The 20688-nt window shown below is 65.4% G+C and carries 17 protein-coding genes; 5 read left to right on the top strand and 12 right to left on the bottom strand.

Annotated elements, in window-relative coordinates:
* Nucleotides 1–19 precede the first annotated feature (19 nt).
* The 3 genes from JWQ90_RS19445 to JWQ90_RS19435 are packed head-to-tail and all read left to right on the top strand — an operon-like array spanning nucleotide 20 to nucleotide 3316.
* A complete protein-coding gene (locus JWQ90_RS19445) occupies nucleotides 20–1162 on the top strand; it encodes a sulfotransferase (protein ID WP_299696676.1) in 1143 nt (380 codons plus the stop codon).
* 32 nt (nucleotides 1163–1194) lie between these two features.
* The gene (locus JWQ90_RS19440; protein ID WP_299696675.1) at nucleotides 1195–2058 is read left to right on the top strand and encodes an SDR family oxidoreductase; all 864 of its coding nucleotides are present in this window, start codon (nucleotides 1195–1197) and stop codon (nucleotides 2056–2058) included.
* Nucleotides 2059–2110: 52 nt separating this feature from the next.
* Complete coding sequence (locus tag JWQ90_RS19435) at nucleotides 2111–3316, top strand: hypothetical protein (RefSeq protein ID WP_299696674.1); 1206 nt, start codon at nucleotides 2111–2113, stop codon at nucleotides 3314–3316.
* Between the two features lie 47 nt (nucleotides 3317–3363).
* Here the strand turns inward: JWQ90_RS19435 and JWQ90_RS19430 are convergent, their stop codons facing one another.
* The 5 genes from JWQ90_RS19430 to JWQ90_RS19410 all read right to left on the bottom strand — a co-directional run bounded on the left by JWQ90_RS19430 (nucleotide 3364) and on the right by JWQ90_RS19410 (nucleotide 7841).
* Complete coding sequence (locus tag JWQ90_RS19430) at nucleotides 3364–3537, bottom strand: hypothetical protein (RefSeq protein WP_299696673.1); 174 nt, start codon at nucleotides 3535–3537, stop codon at nucleotides 3364–3366.
* Between the two features lie 133 nt (nucleotides 3538–3670).
* A complete protein-coding gene (locus JWQ90_RS19425) occupies nucleotides 3671–4567 on the bottom strand; it encodes an SDR family oxidoreductase (RefSeq protein ID WP_299696672.1) in 897 nt (298 codons plus the stop codon).
* Nucleotides 4568–4697: 130 nt separating this feature from the next.
* Complete coding sequence (locus JWQ90_RS19420; RefSeq protein ID WP_299696671.1) at nucleotides 4698–6335, bottom strand: GMC family oxidoreductase N-terminal domain-containing protein; 1638 nt, start codon at nucleotides 6333–6335, stop codon at nucleotides 4698–4700.
* Nucleotides 6336–6382: 47 nt separating this feature from the next.
* The gene (locus tag JWQ90_RS19415; RefSeq protein ID WP_299696670.1) at nucleotides 6383–7189 is read right to left on the bottom strand and encodes an SDR family oxidoreductase; all 807 of its coding nucleotides are present in this window, start codon (nucleotides 7187–7189) and stop codon (nucleotides 6383–6385) included.
* A 43-nt stretch (nucleotides 7190–7232) separates the two neighbouring features.
* Nucleotides 7233–7841, bottom strand: coding sequence for a glutathione S-transferase N-terminal domain-containing protein (locus JWQ90_RS19410; protein ID WP_299696669.1), 609 nt, complete (start codon nucleotides 7839–7841; stop codon nucleotides 7233–7235).
* A gap of 365 nt (nucleotides 7842–8206) precedes the next feature.
* Between JWQ90_RS19410 and JWQ90_RS19405 the strand changes: the two genes are divergently transcribed.
* Nucleotides 8207–10438, top strand: a complete 2232-nt coding sequence (locus JWQ90_RS19405; protein WP_299696668.1) for a molybdopterin-dependent oxidoreductase — start codon at nucleotides 8207–8209, stop codon at nucleotides 10436–10438.
* A 321-nt stretch (nucleotides 10439–10759) separates the two neighbouring features.
* Nucleotides 10760–12139, top strand: coding sequence for a phosphotransferase (locus tag JWQ90_RS19400; protein ID WP_299696667.1), 1380 nt, complete (start codon nucleotides 10760–10762; stop codon nucleotides 12137–12139).
* 32 nt (nucleotides 12140–12171) lie between these two features.
* On the opposite strand, the gene JWQ90_RS19395 is transcribed toward JWQ90_RS19400, so the two are convergent.
* From JWQ90_RS19395 to JWQ90_RS19365, 7 genes are all read right to left on the bottom strand, one after another.
* Nucleotides 12172–12987, bottom strand: coding sequence for an SDR family NAD(P)-dependent oxidoreductase (locus JWQ90_RS19395; RefSeq protein WP_299696666.1), 816 nt, complete (start codon nucleotides 12985–12987; stop codon nucleotides 12172–12174).
* Nucleotides 12988–13012: 25 nt separating this feature from the next.
* Nucleotides 13013–13720 (bottom strand): hypothetical protein, encoded by a 708-nt coding sequence (locus JWQ90_RS19390; protein WP_299696665.1) that lies wholly within the window; start codon nucleotides 13718–13720, stop codon nucleotides 13013–13015.
* A 75-nt stretch (nucleotides 13721–13795) separates the two neighbouring features.
* On the bottom strand, nucleotides 13796–14956 hold the full coding sequence (locus JWQ90_RS19385; protein WP_299696664.1) for a 12-oxophytodienoate reductase: 1161 nt from the start codon (nucleotides 14954–14956) through the stop codon (nucleotides 13796–13798).
* 12 nt (nucleotides 14957–14968) lie between these two features.
* A complete protein-coding gene (locus JWQ90_RS19380; RefSeq protein ID WP_299696663.1) occupies nucleotides 14969–16171 on the bottom strand; it encodes a DUF1214 domain-containing protein in 1203 nt (400 codons plus the stop codon).
* 13 nt (nucleotides 16172–16184) lie between these two features.
* Nucleotides 16185–17432: a sulfotransferase gene (locus tag JWQ90_RS19375; protein ID WP_299696662.1), complete on the bottom strand. Its 1248-nt coding sequence runs from the start codon at nucleotides 17430–17432 to the stop codon at nucleotides 16185–16187.
* 8 nt (nucleotides 17433–17440) lie between these two features.
* Complete coding sequence (locus JWQ90_RS19370) at nucleotides 17441–18244, bottom strand: SDR family oxidoreductase (RefSeq protein ID WP_299696661.1); 804 nt, start codon at nucleotides 18242–18244, stop codon at nucleotides 17441–17443.
* A gap of 19 nt (nucleotides 18245–18263) precedes the next feature.
* Complete coding sequence (locus tag JWQ90_RS19365) at nucleotides 18264–20681, bottom strand: MMPL family transporter (protein WP_299696660.1); 2418 nt, start codon at nucleotides 20679–20681, stop codon at nucleotides 18264–18266.
* Nucleotides 20682–20688 lie beyond the last annotated feature (7 nt).

Below are 20688 nucleotides of genomic sequence, written 5' to 3'. Positions count from 1 at the left end.
CGTAGAAGGAGGATTCGACATGATTGAAGCAGTTGCATTGCTGGACCAAGCGCGCATCCGCACCGGACTGAAGGATTTCGGCGAGGAGAGCTTCCTCGTTCCCTTGCATCGCCTGGTCGATTCGATCAACCGCGATACCCTCCTCACCGAATTCGGCCGCCTGTCGGTGCCGGAGATGCTGATCGGCTATCTGAGCAACCGGCTCGAGGTCGAGAGCTGGTACGCGAAGCATCCCGAGATCGACGACGAGCAGATCGTGGCGCCGGTCTTCGGCATCGGCCTGCCACGCACCGGCAGCACCGCGCTGGGCTTCATCATGGCGCTGGATCGCGACACCCGCGTGCTGCGCGACTGGGAGAGCCGTCACCCGTGTCCGCCGCCGGAGAAAGCCACCGAGTTCAGCGATCCGCGCATCGCCCAGGCCGAAGCGGAGTCCGACGTTTTCGAAACCATGGTGCCGGAACTGCGCAACATGGTGCCGCGCGACGTTCGCGGCCCGCAGGAGTGCGCGCTGCTGCTGTGCATGTCTTTCCTGCCGCATACGGCGTTCGAGACCTACTACAACACCACCTCGTACTCGCAATGGGTGATGTCGGCCCAGCCCGACATGGTGCAGGCCTACCGCTATCACCGCCGCGTGATCAAGCTGCTGCAGTGGCGCTGCCCGCCGAAGCGCTGGTTTCTGCGCACGCCGATGCACATGTTCGCGATGGACGCCATCGATACGGTCTACCCGGATGCGCGCTACGTGATGACGCATCGCGATGCGGTGAAAACCCTGCCGTCGGTGTGCTCGATCATGCATCACTGCCGCGTGGCCTGGGACGATCGTTCCGACCCGGTGAACCTGGGGCCCGCACAGGAAGAGTATTGGCTCACTGCGCTGAAGCGCACCATGGCGTTCCGCCGGCGCATCGGCGAACACCGCTTCTTCGACGTCTCCCACAAGCGCCAAGCGGCCGATCCCGCCGCGCAGATTCCGGCGCTATACGACTTTCTCGGCTGGCCCTACGACCCCGGTCTCGCCGCCGTCATCCGCCGCTGGCAGAGCATTCATCCCAAGGGCGAGCACAAGGTGGAGCCGGCATTTTTCGGGCTCGATCCGGCACGGCTCGCCGAGCGCTACCGGTTCTATTCGGACGCCTACGCGGCGTGGCTGTAGGCCGCCACTTCCTTATCGAAAGCGAGAGAACAATGACGGCCCAATCCCATGCGCTGCCGCTGGCTGGCAAGTCCGCCCTGGTCACCGGCGGCGCCGGCGGCATCGGCTCCGCGAGCGCCGAGGCGCTGCTGCGCGACGGCTGTTCGGTGGTGCTCATGGGCCGCCGCCGCGACACACTGGAGCAGGCGCGCAGCCGCCTGCTGCCCGCGGCGAACGGCGGCGCGCGCATCGCGCTGAGCGTCGGCGACGCGATGCAATCCGATGACGTGAGGCACGCGGTCGCGCTGGCCGCGGAGTTCAACGGCCGGTTCGACATCTGCGTCTCGACGGTCGGCATCGGCAGCCTCACGCCGCTGATCATGCATGACGAGCACAGCGTGATGCAGCAGATCGCCAACAACGTTCAACCGACGTTTCTTGCGATCCGCCACAGCATTCCGCTGATGGCCGCCAACGGCGGCGGCAGCATCGTCTGCATTTCGTCGGAAGCCGCGTCACGGCCATCGGCATGGCTCTCGATCTACACCACGGCCAAGGCCGCGGTCGAAGGCCTGGTGAAAGCAGCCGCCAACGAATTGGGGCGCCACAAAATCCGCGTCAACGCCGTGCGTCCGGGGCCCACCCGCACCGACGCCACCACCGACATGTTCCTGCAGCAGAACATTCTCGATCACTACTTTTCACGCGCGCTGGGCCGGCTCGGCGAACCCGCGGACATCGGCGCCGCCGTGCGCTACCTGGCCGGCCCGGAATCGTCGTGGGTCACCGGCGAGAGCCTCGCGGTCAACGGTGGCGGCGATCTGCACTTTCCGGTCGACGCCACACTCTGGGTCACCGGCTATCTGGGGCAAGAGGTCATGGACAAGGTGCTGGCCGGAATCGACCCGGCGGCATGAACCCAACAGTCGCCTGAGGGCGGCAACCGTCAACGCTTCAAGGAGATCAAACGTGAACGACAGCGAACTTCAGAACACCAAGGCCCGGATGCTGGCCAGCTTCGACGAATTTCTGGCGGCGATGCGCCGCTCCGCGGTGGCGGCGATGGACCGCACGTCCGGACGCAGCGCGCTGGATCTGGCGGCGGGTCTGCGGCATGTGATGAGCGGCACCTCGATGTCGCTGTCCATGCGCCTGCACGACAACGATCCCCTGCATCCCGAGATCGTCCACATCATGGACCCGCACCGCAAGTTCGGCGGCGACAACATGGACGCGCTCTACACCACCGCAGCGGTCAGCGCCCGGCAGCGCTATCGCCTGCACGGCCATCGCGGCAGCGCCAGGTACATCTCGTTCGTGATCCAGGACAAGAGCGTGCACTTCAGCGGCAACATCTCCAGCATGCTGCTGGGACGCGATCTGAAGACCGACGCCAACGGTGACTTCGAACTGTTCATCGGCGGCCCCGAGCGGTCCGGCAACTGGATCGAACTCAAGCCCAATGCCGATCGCGTGATCATCCGCCAGTTCTTCGCCGACTGGGCCAGCGAGCGGCCGATGCGCGTGACCATCGAGCGCCTGGGTGCGGCGGTCGAACCGCCGCGCCCGACGGCGGAGTCGATCCTCACCGGCCTGAGCGAGTCCGCCGCGATGCTCGAAGGGCTGGTGGTGTTCTGGCAGGACATGATGGACATCTATCGGCAGCGGCCGAACGAGTTCCTGAACTTCCGCAAGGCAGCCGCTCAAGTCGACATGAAGGACATCAACGCCACGCCCGGCGGAACGCCCTACGTCTGCTATTGGTCGGTGCCGGAGGACTCGGCGCTGATCATCCGTGTCAGGCCGCCGCAGTCCGAATTCTGGAATCTGGAATTCTGCAATCCCTGGTGGGAGACCAACGACTACCGCTATCGCCTGAGCGGCACCAACATGCATCACGCCGTGCTCGAAGACGACGGCGAACTGATCGCGGTGGTGTCGCACGACGACCCGGGCCTGCCCAACTGGTTCGACACCAGCGGTTTCGACGAAGGCCTGATGGACCTGCGCTGGATCGGCGGCGACGAGTCGGTGGTCCCGAAGTGCACGCTGATCAGGCGCTCGGAACTGGCCGCTCACCTGCCGGCAAAGGTCAAGACGATCACCGCCGAGAAACGCCGCGCGCAGCTGGCCGACCGCCATCAGGGCATCTACAACCGGTTCAACTGGATGTGAGCTACGCGGCATCGCACCGGGATCGGCCGCGATGTCACCCGAGACGTTCATCCAGCGGTCGAAGGCCTGCGCCACGTTCTCGATGCCGCGGTGGCCAGCGGCATCGCCCGCTTCGTCTTCACCATCACCATCACCATCACCATCACCATCACCATCACCATCACCATCGGCACCATAGCGCGCAAACCCGGCGGCGTGGTGACGGAAGAAGATCCTTTCAACTGGACGGAACTCGGCGGCGACTACGTCCGCTCGCGCAGGGAAGCCGGGCAGCTGGTGCTGCGCTACGGCCGCGAAAAGAATTTGCCTGCGGTGGCGATGTGCGTGGCCAATACCGACGGCGGGCGCCGCCGACTACTTGGCGGCTGCCGCCACGAGCTGCTCGCTGATGTCCCACAAACGCCGCGCACCCTCGTCGCTGCGCGCGGCGGCAGTGGGCTGCAGCAGCTTGCGGCGGGCATAGTAGCCGCCGCTGCGACCGCTCATCGCCGCATCAGTGGCAAGCCAGACGATGGTGTCGGCACCACGTTCCGGAGTCAGCATGAAGTGCCGGGTGACGTGGTCGACCGCGCGCATCCAGGCGCTGCCATGCGTACCGAAGCGCGAATGCACTGCGCCCGGATGTGCCGCATTGGCGGTGACGCGATCCGGCGGCAGGCGCCGCGCCAGTTCGCGCACATGCAGGATGTTGGCGAGCTTGGCCTGGCCATAAGCGCGCAGCACCATGAAGTGCCGGCGCATCTGCAGATCGTCCCAGCTGATGTCCTTGACGAAGCTGTGCGCCACCGACGAGACATTGACGATGCGCGCCGGCGCGGCGCGCTCCAGCAGCGGCATCAGCCGCTGCGTCAGCAGGAAGTGGCCCAGATGATTCGCGGCAAACGTCGACTCGAAACCCTCGTCCGTCAGGTGATAGCCGTCGGCAAGCCCGCCGGCATTGTTCACCAGCACATCGACGCGATCGGTCAGCGCTGCGACCGCATCCGTCGCACGGCGCACCTGCACCAGCGAACTCAGGTCGCACAGCACCAGGTCGAGCGCGGCCTGGCCGCCGGCAGCGGCGCGGATCTCGGCCAGCGCCGCCTCGCCGCGAGCGCGGTCGCGCACGATCACGATGACGCGATAAGCCTGTTTCGCCAGCGCCGTCGCCGTCACCTGGCCAAGCCCGGAACTGCCGCCGGTGACCACCGCAACGCGCGACGCTCCGCCCTCGATTCCGGGACTTGCTTCGGCTCTCGATTGCACTGACATCGTTGACTCCTATCGTGCCGCTACCACTACGCCAAGTCTTCGTAGGGCGGGAGCATCCCGCCTTTCGCGTGCCGGATATACGCGGAAGGCGGGATGCTCCCGCCCTACGGTTTGCAGACACACGGGCCGCTTATCCACGCGCATCCGCCAGGATCAGATCGGCGGCGCGCCAGGCCAGCGCCATCACCGGGCCGCAGGGATTGGCCGACAGCTGCTCGGGCAATACCGACACGTCCATTACGCGCAGGCCATCGACGCCGCGCACGCGCAGGCGCTCGTCGAGCACCGCCATCGGGTCGTCGGCCGCACCCATCCTGCAGGTGCCGCAGGCGTGGAAGCTGGTGGAACCGAAGCGGCGGCCGTAGTCGATGATCTCGTCGTCGGTGTGCACGCCGACGGTCGCGCCCACCTCGCCTGCGACGTACGGCGCCAGCACCGGCTGCGACATCAGCCTGCGGATGAAATGCACCAGGCCGATGGTCACCTGGCGGTCGTAGTCGGTGAGCAGATAGCCCGGCGAAATCTTCGGCATCCGTGCGATGTCGGCAGACTGCGCCATGACGCTGCCCTGGCTGGTACCGCGCAGCGGGTAGCCGAACATGTGCATGCCGGGCGGCTTCTCCATCGCCGCGCCGCCCTTGGCCATGGCCGCGAAATCCAGGCTGTAGGGCGCGAACATCAGCTGCGCGTCGGGGCGATCCAGTTCGGCGCGCGTGCGGATGAAGGCCGACATCTGCGTCGAACCCCAGGACATCAGGCCGCGATGCGATACCAGGTAATGCAGCACGTGCCTGAGCAGACGCAGGCCGGAGTAGTCGCGATTTTCGCTGTCCTGCGCATGGCGCAATCGGAACTGGAACCAGAAGTTCCAGTGCTCGCGCAGGTTGGCGCCCACGCCGGGCAAATCCTGCAGCAGCGGAATGCCCAGCGACTGCAGCAGCGGCGCGGGACCGATGCCGGAAACCTGCAGCAGCTGCGGCGAATGGATGGCTCCGGCGCTGAGGATCACTTCGCGCTGCGCGTGGTACTGCTCGATGCTGCCGTCGCCGAGCGTACAGGCGACACCGACGGCGCGACGGCCTTCGAACAGGATGCGATCCACGCGCGTGCCCGTCCGGATCTTCAGATTCGGCCTTGCGCGCACCGCAGGTGTAAGAAAAGCCTTGCCAGCACTGACACGCTCGCGCGTCTTCGGATTGATGTTGTAGGCGATGTAGCTGATGCCTTCCTGGTTGGGAAGATTGGGCTCCTCCTTGATCGGCAGGCCCATCGCCTTGCCGGCCTGCAGGATCGCTTCCGAGAGCCGCGGCTTCTCAGGATGCAGCATCAAGTCCAGCGGACCGCCGCGACCGCGGAAATCCGTCGCCGGCAACTCGTGATTTTCCAGTTTGATGAAATACGGCAGCACTTCGCGCCAGTTCCAGCCCTTGAGGCCGAGTTCGGCGAGGCGGTCATAGTCCTGCGGCTGGCCGCGGTGATAGACCATGCCGTTGACTGCGCTCGATCCGCCGATGAGCTTGCCGCGCCACCATTTCTCCGGCCGCGCACCGGGCACACGCTCGTGGTTGTCGGTGTCGTAGAACCAGGCGTGCCGGGGATCGGTCATCAGCTTGCCGAAGCCCTTGGGCATTTTGACCATGAAGCTGCCGTCCGAAGGGCCGGCTTCGATCAGCAGCACGCGGTGCGCGGGGTTTTCCGACAGCTGACGCGCCAGCACGCAGCCGGCCGTGCCACCACCGGCGATCACGTAATCGTAGATATCGGCCACGCCATTCTCCTTCGCGATTCTGAGGAATGCTTCGTTGGAGCAGCGCGTTACAAGGTGGCGCCGCCGTCGAGCAGGATGGTCTGGCCAGTGATGTACGTGGCCTGATCGGATGCGAGGTACGAGAACAGGTTGCCGGCCTCGGTCGGCGTGGCCGGTCTCGGCACCATGGTCATGAGCTGGTTGAGCAGCACGGTCATGCGCTCTTCCTGGGTCTGCGGGTCCGGCGGGTTCTCACGCGGAATCCAGTCTCGGAACTGCTCGGCGCTGAAGGCATGCACCCAGCCGATGCCGACCGCATTGCAGCGGATGCCGTGCTCGCGCTCCTCCGCGGCGATCTGCCGCACCAGCGCTTCCACCGAGCCTTTCGACAAGGGCGAAATGCCATCGAACGCGATGTGGCGTCGCAGCGCGATGGTGCTGCAGGTGGTGATCGATCCACCGCCGCCGGCTTTCAGCGCCGGAATCGCGGTGTGGAACACGCGGTAGTAGCCCAGCGCATCACCCCACATGAACTTCTCCACCTCTTCGATGGTGAAATCCGAAAGGCGGTTGAAGATTACCGGCACGCCCGCGCCGCAGGCCACGGTGTGCAGGCGCCCGTATTCACTGATGACCTTTTCGACGGCGGCCTGGATCGAGGCGGCGTCGGTCATGTCCATGGTCTGCGCAGTCACGGCGTGGCCGGCATCGCGCAACTCGCTTTCCAGCGCCAGCGCGCGTTCCTTGCCGCCGCGATAGGTGAACACCAGCGGCACGCCGGCAGCGGCCAGCCGGCGTACCACGCCTTCACCGACATTGCCGGTACCGCCGGTGACCAGTGCTCCGCCCTTGGGATACGTCAGGGAAATCGTCATCGCTTGCCCCTCGTTTGCTGTGGTCGGTCTTTCGGCATGGCGTTCAGCTGCCCAGTCCTTCGGCGGCCAGCGCACGCAGCACGCCGGGACGTGCCGCGATGCTCGCGGCATGGCGCACGAGGCCGGGCCATTGCGCAATGTCGATCCCCACCGGCTTGCACCAGCGCGTGGTCACGTACAGAAACGTGTCGGCCACGCTGTAATCCCTGCCCAGCAGATAGGGCTGCGCATCCAGCGCTTTCGCGGCATAGGCATAGCGGCCGGCCAGCTTCTGCGTGGTGGCGGCGAACACAGCGGCCGGCGCGTCGGCGATGGTGAAGCGCATGAACACCTGATGCAGTTCCGATGAAACGAAGTTGAGCCACTCGGCCAGGCGATAGCGCTGAAAACTGCCGGCCGCCGGCGCCAGTCCTGCTGCGGGCGTAAGGTCGGCGATGTATTGCAGGATGGCCGCGCTTTCGGTGAGCACCTGTCCACCGTCCAGTTCCAGTGCCGGGACGCAGCCTTTCGGATTGACGCTGGTGAAGTCGACGCCGTCGTCGGCCATCTTGGTGGCGTGATCGACTCGGACCAGCACATGCGGCAGGCCTGCTTCGACCAGTGCGATATGCGCGGCCAGCGCGCATGAATCCGGGGCGTAGTAAAGCTTCATTGGCAGCGTCTCCTCGAGCTTTTTGAACTGACGTATTGTAAGTTTTATGGCGGCGAACTGCGAGGAGCAGGAAGGCCAAGCAATTCACGCTCAGTGAACCGATGTGCGATACCACCGAGTATCTGCCGCTGGCCGAGGCCGGCCGAGTCGCGGGCCGTGGTGATGGAGCGGCCGCGCGGACGCATCAACCCGGCTCTGGCCGCCGCCAAACTGAAGGGAATTGCGTTGCTCGTAAAGATGATGGATAGTTAGTTATCAAAAAATAAGTGGGGTGTCGGTGCGCCGTTCAGGCGCTCTGCAACATCCCGGAATATCCCGTTTCGGCTGCCCGCGGATGCCGGAGAGCGGGAGAGCCGGAGGAGAGAATGAGCACCGACGTAGTCAATTTTGTCTGCCGCATCTGTTCGGCCTCGTGCAATCTGGTGGCTGAGCGCCAGGACGGAGTCATCCAGACCATACGCGGCGACAAGCACGATCCGGTCTACTACGGCTATTCCTGCATCAAGGGTCGCGAGGCTGCACATGTGCACCAGCTGCCATCGCGCCTGCTGCACTCGATGAAGCGGCAGGCGGACGGCAGCCACGAAGCGATCGCCGCCCCGCAAGCCACTACAGAGATCGCGGCGCGTTTGAAAGCCATTGTCGCAGAACACGGACCGCGCTCAGTGGCGCTGTACATCGGCACGCACGGCTACATCAACTTCACCGCACATGCCATGGCTTACGCATTGATGAAGGCCATCGGCAGCCCGATGGTGTTCAACACCGGCAGTATCGACCAGCCCGGCAAGGGCATCGCCATGGCTCTGCATGGCATCTGGCTCGCGGGCACACCGCCGACCGAGACTTGGGACGTACTGCTGCTGGTCGGCTCGAATCCGCTGGTGTCGCTGACCGGCGGGCTCGGGGTGAATCCTGCGCGCACGCTCAAGCAGAGCCACTATCGCGGCATGAAGTTGATCGTGGTCGATCCGCGCGTGAGCGAATCGGCGCGCCGTGCCGACCTGCACTTGCAGTGCAAGCCCGGTGAGGATGCCGCGGTAATGGCCGGTATCGTCCGCGAACTGCTGCGCAGCGAGCTCATCGACCGTGAGTTCGTTGACGCCGAAACCCAGGGACTCGATGCACTCAGGATGGCGGTGGAGCCCTACACGGCGGACGCCGTGGCCGCCCGCGCCGGCATCCGCGCCCAGGACCTGATCGCTGCCGCGAACATGATCGGCGCAGCCCGACGCGGCGCGGTGTTTTCGGGCACCGGCGCCAACATGTCTGGCCAAGCCAACCTCGTCGAGTACCTGGGGCGCGCGCTGACCAGCCTGCGCGGCTGGTGGCTGCGCGCCGGAGAGGTCAAAGGCAATCCGGGCGTGCTGATCGAACCGTTTCCTGCAATTGCGGCCTCGCCTGGACCGTTCCCCCCGGCGGGATTTGGCGAAAAGCTGCGCGTACGCGGGCTCACCGACACCGCCACCGGCATGCCGACGGCCGCACTGTCCGACGAAATCCTGCTATCCGGCGAAGGCCAGGTGAAAGCACTGATCGTACTCGGCGGCAACCCGATGCTGGCTTGGCCGGATCAGCTCAAGACCCAGGCCGCGATGCGCTCGCTGGACCTGCTGGTGAGCATCGACCCTCGCGTCGCAGGCACCGGCCGCTACGCCCACTACGTGCTTGCGCCCAAGTTGCCACTGGAAGTGGACAACGCCACGGGCGTTTATGAAATGCTGGCCAGCTTCGCCCCCGGCTGGGGCTACGAAGTGCCCTACGGCCACGTATCGCCGCCGCTGCAGGCGCCACCCGCTGGCGCTGATGTGCACGACGAGTGGGAGTTGCTCTACGACATCGGCCGTCACATGGGATTGGCGCTGTCGGTCAAGAGCATGGCGGTACTCGATCCGGCGCGCGCCTGGGCGCTGGCCACGCCGCTCGACATGCAGGTGAAGCCCAGCCCGCTCGAGGTCTGGCGCATGGTGTTCAGGGGCTCGCCCGTGGACTACGACACCGTGCGAGCCGCGGGGCGCGGCGGCCGCGTGTTCGAGCGGCCGCGGACCATCGTGCAGCCCCGGCCCCAAGGCTGGACCGGTCGGATCCAATTGGGTTCCGAACCGATGATGCAGGACCTGGCCGAGATCGCAGCCGAACGGGATCCGGCCTCCGAGAGTTCCGGGTTCCCGCTGCGGCTGATCTGTCGCCGCATGCACGACGTGATGAACTCAAGCTGGGTCGAAAATCCGCGCCAGCATCGACCCTGGGCCTACAACCCGGCGTTCATGAATCCAGAGGATTTGGCGCAGATCGGCGCCGCCGCCGGGGACGTGGTCGAGATCCGCTCCGCCCGCGACGCCATCCTCGGCATCGCGCAGCCGGCCCCGGAGATACGCCGCGGATGCGTGTCGATGTCGCACTGCTGGGGCGGCAATCCGGACGAGCCGGAACAGCCCGAACACGGCAGCAATACCGCGCGGCTGCTGTTTACCGACCGCGGTTTCGACCGGTATTCCGGAATCCCGCTGATGAGCGCGGTGCCGGTGCGCGTATCGCTGGCACCGGCGAACACACGGGCGCTACCTACCGCCGCGGTGCACGCGGCCGCCATTTAGACGATTCGAACCGCTGCATATCGCAGCATGGGACTCACGCGTGGATCTGGAAATCATCGGCTTGCAAAGGACGCTGGCCTCCGAGCTGGCGCCCTTCGGCATCACCATCAACACCGTCGGCACCGGCGCGGTCCGGTGACGGCGATGCCGCCGATCCATGCCATTCCCTAGCTCTGCGCGGCAGCGCCAGGGCTCAAAGGCATGCTCGAAATCCCCCGGTGCCGGAGCCGCAATGTCATCGGACGGACCTGAAGGTCGCTCGCCTTAGCGGCAACATTCGCATTCTCCGCAACAATCAAACATCAAACACAGGGGATCAGCATGGGCACTATCGACTCTTCCGCCTTCGATGCGCACGATCAGCGCGTCTACGCGTGGCTGCAAGCCAATCTGGGCACGGTGCAGGGCTTCCAGCGCCAGGCCCGATGGCGGCCAGCCTGGGAAGTGGATATACAAACGCAAAGCGGCCTCGAATCCATGATCATCAAGGGTCAGCGCAGCGCCAGCTATGTGGGGCCGATGACGCTGCGGCAAGAGATCGAGGTGCATCGCATCCTCGAGCGCCACGGCGTGCCGGCGCCCAGGATTCGCGGTGTCATCGAGGAGCCTCTGGCGATGGTCATGGAACGCCTGCCCGGGCAGATCAGCCTGCGCACCGCCGTCAGCGACGAAGCGCGCGCCGCGATTCGCGAGGACTACGTGCAGGCCCTGGTGAAACTGCATTCGATCGACATCGAGGAGTTCCGTGCCGTCGGCCTGACCATTCCTGAAACACCCCGCGACACCACGCTGAATCTCTACAGCCTCTGCGAGAGCCTGTACCGAAAGAAGAAACGTAAACCTTTCGCCGTAGTGGAATTCGTATGCGAGTGGGTGCGCCGCAACGTGCCGGCGCATCACCAGCGCCGCGCTTTAGTGACCGGCGATTCGGGGCAGTTCCTGTTCGACGGCAACCGCCTGAGCGGCCTGATCGATTTCGAGCTCGCATACATTGGCAACCCGATCACCGAATTCGCCGGCATGCGCATCCGCGATCCATCGGAGCCGATCGACAACATCGATGGCCTGATCGAGCGTTACGCGGAACTCACCGGCGATCGCGCCGACAAGTTCTCGCTGGAATACCACACGGCCGCCTTCGCCAACTGCACGCCGCTGCTGATGGCATCGTTCGCGCAGGATCCCGGTCCGGAAGATGATTACCTCACCTACCTGAGTTTCTGTCTCGGCACCTCGCGCTGGACCATGACCTCGATCGCCTCGGCCATCGGCATCGAACTGCCGGCGGTCGCCGACCCGCTGGATCGCCCTCTGAACTATGGCGGCGGCTACGCACGCCTGTTCCAGGGCATCGCCACGATGTCGGAGGCCGGGCCCGAGGATGCGCCGGGATTCAGCCGCCAGCGCATGGAGTGCCTGGGGCTGTATCTGGATCGCTGGAACCGTTACGGGCCGGACATCGTCGCCGCCGATCTCGACGGCGCCTCCGATCTGCTCGGCAAGCGCCAGACCGACAGCGAATCCGCCGAGTGGGCGCTGGAGGCCTTCATTCCGCAAGCGAGTCCGGACCACGACGAGCGCTTCGTGCGTTATTTCCACGGCTGGCTCGAACGGCGCAATTTCCTGCTGCGCGGCTGCGGGCCGTCGGCCATGCTGGTCGACCAGAAGATGCAGCCGGTGAAGGGCCTGTCGAGAGCCTGAGCCGTCCAGCGTGCGGGGCCGCCCAATGCGGATCAGTTGATGGCCGGCGAAATGCCGCCGTCGACGCGCAGGTTGGTGCCGTTGATGTAGCCCGACAGCGGGCTGGCGACGTAAGCGACGAGATTGGCGATGTCGTCGACCTCGCCCACCCGATCGACCGTCTGCGTCCAGAAGTTGTCGAGCACGTAGCGCTCGGTGCGCCTGATGTCGTCGCCGAAGCCCAGGCCGGCGCCGACGCCGAGCATCCAGTCGTCGAATGTCGGGGTGCGCACGATGCCCGGCGACACGGTGTTGACCGTCACGCCGGTTTTCGCCAGCGCCTTCGACAGGCTCAAAGTCAGCCCGACCAGCGCAAGCTTGGCCGAGTTGTATTCGGCCACCATCGCCGGCGGCGTGGTCGCGGCGGAGCTGGCGATCTGGATTACGCGGCCCCAGCCGCGCTCGCGCATCGCCGGCACCAGCAGATGGATCAGGCGCACGGTGGAGACGACGTTCTTGTCATACATCGGCGCCCAATGTTCCACCGGCACCTCGAAGAACGGAATGTTGCCGTTCTCCGGACTGGCGCCACCGGCGTTGTTGACCAGAATGTCGATGCCGCCGAATGCCGCCACCGCCTCGACCGCGACGCGCTCCGACTGCGCGGCATCGGTCAGATCGCCGACAACGACGGCGCTACGACCGCCGCGCGCAACGATGTCGTCTGCGACCCCGCGTGCCCGCGCTTGTGCGCGACCGTGCACGACCACCCAAGCGCCTTCCTCCGCCAGCACGCGCGCGATTTCGGCGCCGATACCGGCGCTGCTGCCGGTGACCAGGGCGCGCCGTCCTTCCAGTTGCAGTTTCATGTTCTATCTCCTGTGTTGCTGTCACTCAGGCGCTGGTACGGCCCGGCAGTTGCAACGCCGGGTGCTCGGCGGCGCGCCATACTGCCCAGGTCATCAGAGCTGCCCACACGCCGAACAGCACGGCCGGAATCCAAAACGCGATGAGGCCGTTCCAGGCGAACGGCCCCTGCTTGAAGAACGGGATGATCGCGCCACCGAGTGACAGGACCGCGACCCATAGATTGGTGAAGCCCAGCCACCGCGGAAAAATCGGCGTGGCATTGCGGTCGGTCAGCGTCGCATAGCCGATGGCGCCATACATCAGCAAGGCCGGCATGGCCGGAAACACCAGCATCCACATGGCCAGGTCGAACAGCAGGCGCATCGTGTCGTCCGACAGTTCCGGCCGGTACACCGCCTCGATCAGGAACGCGGCCAGCATGAACAGCGGGAAGAAGCCGAACCCTGTCACCATGATGGCGCCGTTGGTCAGCGGAGCCCCCGGGCCTTCCATGCGCTTGGTGCAGGCGTAGATGCCGCCCAGGAACATGAAGAACAGCGAGCCGGACAGGGTGATCAGCACGCCGCCGATCAGAATGCCGCTACGGTGATCGCGCAGGTGCTGCGCGACCTCGGCCGGCGACAGCATCGGCGAAAGCGGCGGCAGCATCTGCCAGCAAGGCCATATCGCAGTAAACATCACCATGGTGGCGATCAGCCCCATGCTGGCGCAGACACGAATATTCTGATTCATCTTTCTCCCCCTCCTTGTGGCGATGCGATGGCTTCGCCTTTTAAATTTGGTCCGCGCCGAACCGCGTGACTGCGCTCAGGTCAGCCGCAAGAGATTCGCCGGATCGAATGCCAACGGCGGCTCGCCCGCGGCGATGCGCTCGATCCAGCGCGGATCGTTGAGCGCGGCGCGGCCGACGCCGATCAGGTCGAACTCGCCGGCCGCGAAGCGCTCGCGCACGCGGTCGAGATTGTCCACCCCCTCCACCAGCGCGCCGCCGCCTTCGGAGGGCCGGAACGGCTTGCCCAGGCCGACGCCGCCCACCGCCATGACCGGCCGCCCGGTGAGCCGGCGCGCCCAGCCGGCGAGCGACATCGGCGAGCCTTCGAAGGCCGGCAGATCGAAGGAGCGGCTGCTGGCGTCGAACACGTCGACGCCCGCCTCGACCAGCGGCTCCAGCGTTGCGCCCAGTTCGTCCGGCGTCTGCGCCAGCCGCGCCTTGTAGTCCTGCTGCTTGTGCTGCGAGAAGCGGTACATCAGCGGCCGCAGGCCGATCGCGCCGCGCACCAGGTGCACGACTTCGGCGGCGAAGCTCGACCGCGCTCGCGCATCGCCGCCCCAGCGATCGACGCGGCGGTTGGTCTGGGCCCACATGAAGCTGTCGAGCAGATAGCCGTGCCCGCCGTGCAGTTCGACGCCGTCGAAGCCCGCCGCCACCGCCGCCGCCGCCGCGCGCCCATAGGCGAGGATCACCTCGCCGATCTCGGACTCGCTCATCGGCCGCGTCTCGGGCAGAAAATAGGCCCGCTCTTCGGCGCTGATCGACACCAGGCCCTGGGCCGGACCCCAGATGCCGGACGGCCGCAGCGCTTCGATCTGCGGATGGCGGCTGCCGCGCGGATCGCGCAGCGGGCCCTGATGCCAGAGCTGAGCGACGATCACGCCGCCGGCTGCGTGCACGCGATCGGTGACCCGTTTCCAGCCGGCGATCGAGGCTGCGCCGGCCAGCAGCGGAACACCCGGCTTGTCGACCGCCGCGGCGTCGTCGACGCCGATGCCCTCGGTCACGATCAGGCCGAAGCCGTGCCGGGCGCGGCGCTCGTAGTAGCCGGCCACGCCGTCGCCGGGCACGCCGTCGGACGAGAACTCGCGCGTCATCGGCGACATCACGTAGCGGTTGCGCAAGCTGACGCCGGCGAGCGAAAACGGAGTCAGCAGTGAATCGTTCACGGCATCGGTCACGGCGGCGCCATCCATCTCGATAAGATCTCAGTAGCCGGCGAAGCGGCGCCGGATGCCGCGATTGCGCGCGGTGAGCTGGGCGCTGCGGCCTGCGGCGTCGATGCGGCGCACGCCCGCTGGCAGTTCGGCCATCAGCTGCGAGCGCTTGACGCGGCGCATGACCGGCTGCGGCGCGGAATCGGCGCCCATCCAGCGGCAGACCAGATAGCCGCAGGAGTAGCCGGAAGCGTCGAGCCAGTTGGGCAGGCCCGGGTCGTCCTGCGAAACCACCAGAACGACCTCGCCGTCGTCTTCGACCACGGCATGGTGATGATTGGTGCCACTGAGGCGATGGCGATAGTCCATCGTCTCCATCCACCAGTTGCCGAACTCGAAGTTCCAGAAACTGGACTGCCCGGGCGGGCGTACGCGGATGATGAGCGCCTCGTCGGACTGCAGATCCCAGTACGCGAGATAGGGCTCGCCGCCCGGCGTGGCATCGATACCCTTGCCCATGACTTGACGAAGCGACAGGAACTCCAGCGGTCGCTTTTGCCATAGGCCCAGTGTGTTGTGCCAGAAGCCGGTCACATCGGCGAGCCAGGCCGCCGCATCGCGCAGACCGCGCATCACGCCGTCGACACTGAACTCAGGCGGCGGCAAGGCCTCGCCGGCCCGCTCGATCTCCACCGCCATCGGCGTCTCGTTGTCCCAGTCGCCGAAGAACTGGCGGATGGTGAGGCGGATGGTCCTGGCGCCGGTCTTGAGCCAGTTGCCGGGTTGCGGCTCCGGGCTCAGCAGCAATTCGAAACGGCCCTGCGCATCGGTCTGCAGATCCTTGGCCAGCAGGGTGCCGGCCGCGGCGCCGCCCCAGGGCGTGGCACCGTCGTCGATCACGGTGAAGGCGGCGAAAGCCGCGCTGCCGAGCCGGCCGCTGAGACGATAGGTCTGCGAACCATCGATGGCGGCGCCCAGGTAGAGCGCATCGGCGTTGTCGCCACCCTGCTTGCGGCGCCAGTCGAAGTAGTGCGTCAGCTGGGGACGCAGTGGATCGGCATTCTCCAGGCGCATGTCCAGCGCCAGCGCGATGTTGCGCGCCAGCATGCGCAGGCCAGCCGCGCGGTCGTGGGCGGCTTTCGGCGCATTGTCCAGAAACAGCGTGGACTTGGCCGACTTGAGCGTCTCGCAGAAATCGTCCCAGGCCTGCGCCAGTTCGGTGTCGTCCGCGATGCCGGTCCCAGGCGTACTCATGCTCGATCTCGCTTCAGCGCTCTTCGGGAACGTCGTAGTACTGCTGGTAGCGCGCGTAGCAGGCACGGGCATGACGTTCCGCCTCGCCTTCGACGGTCGCGTAGCGATGCGCACCGAACTTGCCCTTGGGCTTGGATTCGACGTACGCGCGCATGCGCTGCCCCGCTTCCGGGGTCAGCGGCAATCCCATGCTGGCGTACAGCGATTTCATCGCCTCGATCGGACGATCGACGAGGTCGGCGTAAAGCACGTCGAACACCTGCTTGCGCGGTACCGCACCGCTTTCCAGCTGGTCGATCACCATGTTCAGGCCGGCAGCGGTTGCTTCCGGAGCCAGCACTTTCTCGAAGCTCGACGGATCGAAGGGCTGGTCGCTGCGCATCCAGCGCAAGGTTCCCAGCAGGCTGTTGTTGGAAGCATTGCAGCGCACCGGGTCGCGATGCGTGTGCACCACGCGCGCATCCGGAAAGACCGCGAACAGATCGGGCAGATGCCAGAGGTGCGGTGGCGCCTTCAGCAGCCAGTGCCGACGCGGATTCTTCCACTGCAGCAGCTTCAGCAGGCGCTTGTGATAACGATACATGTAGCCCCAGTCGGACCGGGTGTAGAGCCAGTCGACATAGCTCGGCACGTCCAGCCGCGCGACCAGGTTGTCCGACATGAACGAATAGATGAAGGCTTCGCCGCACTCGTTGGGCAGCCGCGCCCCCATCTCGTGCATGGCCTTGAACTGCGGCGCGATGCGATTGAGCATCGTCAGGTAGCGCTCGGCCTGCTCGATGCGCGGATCGCTGCGATAGGTCGCGGCCTCCGGCGGCGGGCAAGGCAGCACGATCTCCCAGCTCAGCAGCGAGCCGAACTGGGGATCTTCGGCCAGAATTTCGAACAGGATCGAGGTGCCCGATCGCGGCAGGCCGGTGACCAGCACCGGCGCAGCGATGACCTCGTCCTCGATCTCGGGATGGCGGTTGTACTGATCCTGGATCAGCAGCCGCATCTTGAGCGCGTGCAGCATCTCGTCGCGCGTATAGATGCGGCCGAACAGGTTCAGGCCGGCTTCCTCGTTGAGCGCCTTGATGAGGACCGAAAACGGCTGGCGCCACTGCTCGTCGCCGAAGTCGGTAAGCCCGAGGCTCCTGGTCGCAGTCTCGACCAGCTCGTCGGCGTCGAGCCTCACCAGATCGGGCAGGCTGCCGAACACCAGGCCTTCGTCATTGACCTGCTGCAGCCAGTCCGGACGCGGCGGGGCCTGCCAGCTCATGCAAGGATCTACCAGGCCGAACGGTGGAAACCGCCGTCGACCGGAATCCAGCAGCCGGTGATGTAACCGGCGTACTGCGAGGCCAGGAACACGATCAGCGCGCCTTCCTCCTCGGGCAGACCGAAGCGGTTCGCCGGGATATGGAAGTTCTTGCGGATGTAGTCGTCCATGTTCTCCTTGCCGATCTTCAGCTCGTCGGCAAAGCGCTGCACCGAAGGCGTGAGGATCCAGCCGGTACCGACGGTGTTGACCGTGATGCCGAAGGGCCCGAGATCATTGGCCAGGGTCTTGTTCAGCACCACCACCGGCGCGCGCGCCACGTTGTGCAGCAGGTGCTCCATCTCGGGCGGCGGCTCCTTGGCCGCAGCGGAGCCGACGTTGATCAGGCGGCCCCAGCGCTGCTGCTTCATGTGCGGGATCACGGCACGCGTGAGATGCACGACGCTCATGGCCAGGTCGTTGAAGGCCCGGGTGTAGTCCTCGTCCTTGAGCGTGTCGAAGTTGCCTTCGCCATCGGCACCGCCGGCGCCCAGATGCACGTTGGTCACCGCGATATCTGGCGGCCCGAAGGTGTCGCGTGCGAACTCGACCGCGCGCTTGACCTCCGATGCCTTCGTCAGGTCAACGGCAATACCCGCAACGGTTCCCCCCGCGGCCTTCATGCTATCGACTGCCTCATCGACGCCCTCTTGGCCGCGGCCGGTGACGATGACCTTGCAGCCTTCCTTCGCAAATAGCTCTGCGGTAGCGCGGCCGATACCTTTGGTGCCACCGGAAACGAATGCGACCTTGCCTGCAATTCCTAAATCCATGTGAAATCTCCTGTAAGTCTCAGCTGACTGCGGCCTGTTTGCGCGGGCGCACGTTGCGCAGCAGAAAGTGGGAAAGAGCGGGAATCAAAACCAGGGCGCCGGCGATATTCCACAGGAACATGAAGGTCAGCAGCACGCCCATGTTGGCCTGGAACTTGATCGGCGACCATGCCCAGGTGATGACACCCGCGGCCATGGTGAAACCGATCAGCAGCACCACGCGACCGGTGAAGCCCAGGGCCTTGCTGTAGGCTTCGCGCAGGCTGCCACCGGAGCGCTGGACCTGCAGCTGGATGCTCAGCAGGTAGAGCGCATAGTCGACGCCGACACCGACGCCCAGCGCGATCACCGGCAGCGTGGCGACCTTCATGCCGATGTTGAGCTGCACCATCAGTGCTTCGCAGATCACCGATGTGATCATCAACGGGATGATGGCCACGATCACCGCTCGCCAGCTGCCAAACGCGATCAGGCAGAGCAAGGCCGTGGCACCGTAGAGATAGAACAGCATCGTGCGATTGGAATCACGCACGACGATGTTGGTCACGGCCTGAATGCCGGCAGACCCCGCCGCCGGGAGGAACTGCAGCTTGTCGGTATCGTGTTCCCTGGCGAAATCGTTGACCGTTTTGAGTACACGATCCAGGGTGTCGGCCTTGTGATCCGCCAGGTAGGCGATCAGCGGCACGGCGGCGCAGTCGCGATTGGTCAGGTCGGGATTGTTCGCCACCATGTAGTCACGCGCGTTGAGCAGCACGCTCGGGCGCCGGTTGATCGTCATCCACTTCGGCGTTCCTTCGTAGAGTGCGGTCGTGGTCATGCGGATCACGTCGGCCGCCGACTGCACCACCTGCACACCTTTCACGCTGCGCAAAGTCTGCGAAAGCCGGTCCATCTCGATCAGCGTGGAGAACTCTTCGCACCCGCCCGGCGGCGTCTTGACGATCAGCGCGAACTGGTCGGAAGACAGTCCGTAATGCTCGTTGACGTAGGAGATGTCCTGGTTGTAGCGCGAATCCGGCCACAGTTCGGGAGCACCGGGATCGAGATCGCCGACCTTCAGTCCGAGGCTGATCTTGAACGCCACCACGAACACCACGGCGGACACGGTCAGCGCGACGACGGCCCATTTGCGTTCGGTGAACGGCAGCAGCAGACGCTGCCCAAGCGGCGTACCTTCCGGCGTCGCTTCGCGCTTCTGGATTGCAAGCCGACGCGCCGACGCGCGCGGGCTGACGCCGACGTAAGAGAGCAGCACCGGCAGCAGCAGCAGCACCACGAACACCAGGATGGTGACACCGATCGAGGTCATCATCGCCAGATCGCGGATGACCGGGATGTCGATGACCATCAGCACGGCGAAACCGACGACATTGCAGAGAATCGCCGACAGCCCGGCGACGAACAGCCGGCGGAAGGTGTAGCGCGCCGCGACATAGCGATGCGTGCCACGCGCCACGTCCTGCATGATGCCGTTCATTTTCTGCGTGCCGTGGCTGGCTCCGATCGCGAAGACCAGGAATGGCACCAGCACCGAATAGGGATCGAGCGCGTAGCCGAGAAGCTGAATGATGCCCAGCAGCCAGAGCACGGCCACCAGCGACGCCGCTACCACCAGCAAGGTCGATCTTACGCAGCGCGTGTAGTAGTACAGCACCAGAATGACAATCAGCACGGATGCGGCGAAGAACTGCATCACCCGGTATAGGCCGTCGATCAGATCGCCGGCCAGCTGGGCGAAGCCGATCACATGGATCGCGATTTTGCCCGAGGCGTGCTGGTCGCGGAGCTTTTGCAACTCCTGTGAGAAGAACCGATAGTCGAAGGGCTTGCCCGTGTCGGGGTACTTCTCCAGCAGGGGCACGAAGATGGTGCTCGATTTCAGGTCGTTGGCAACCAGGTCGCCGATCAGACCGGCCCGGTAGACGTTGGCCTTGAGCTGCTCGATCGACTGGGCAGAACCGGTGTAATCCTCGGGCATCACGGCGCCCGCCGAAAGACCTTCTTCCGTGATTTCGGTCCAACGCACCAGCGGTGTCCACAGCGACTTCATCCAGGGCCGATCGATGCCGGGAACCAGGAAGACCGTGTCGTTGATCTTCTGCAGCACCTGCAGGTAGTCGGCGTTGAAGATGTCGCCGTCCTTCTGCTCCACCACGATGCGCACCGAGTTGCCCAGGCCGGCCAGCTCCTCCCGGTGTTCGAAGTAATTGCGAATGTAGGGGTGGGACTGAGGGATCATCTTGTCGAAGCTGGCGTTGACTTCGAGCATCGTCACGCGCCAGCCGAGCACGAGCGTGATCAGGGCGCAGATCACGATCAGCACGCCGCGATAGTTGAATACCAGGCGCTCGACGAAGCCGCCGGAATTGCAATCGAAATCCTCGACGCGGCCGATCACCGGCATATCGTCGATGGAAGCTTTTCCTGCTGCCATCATGTTT

Source organism: Hydrocarboniphaga sp. (assembly GCF_028291725.1).
Lineage (GTDB): Bacteria > Pseudomonadota > Gammaproteobacteria > Nevskiales > Nevskiaceae > Hydrocarboniphaga.
This window is presented reverse-complemented; position numbering and strand designations above follow the sequence as displayed.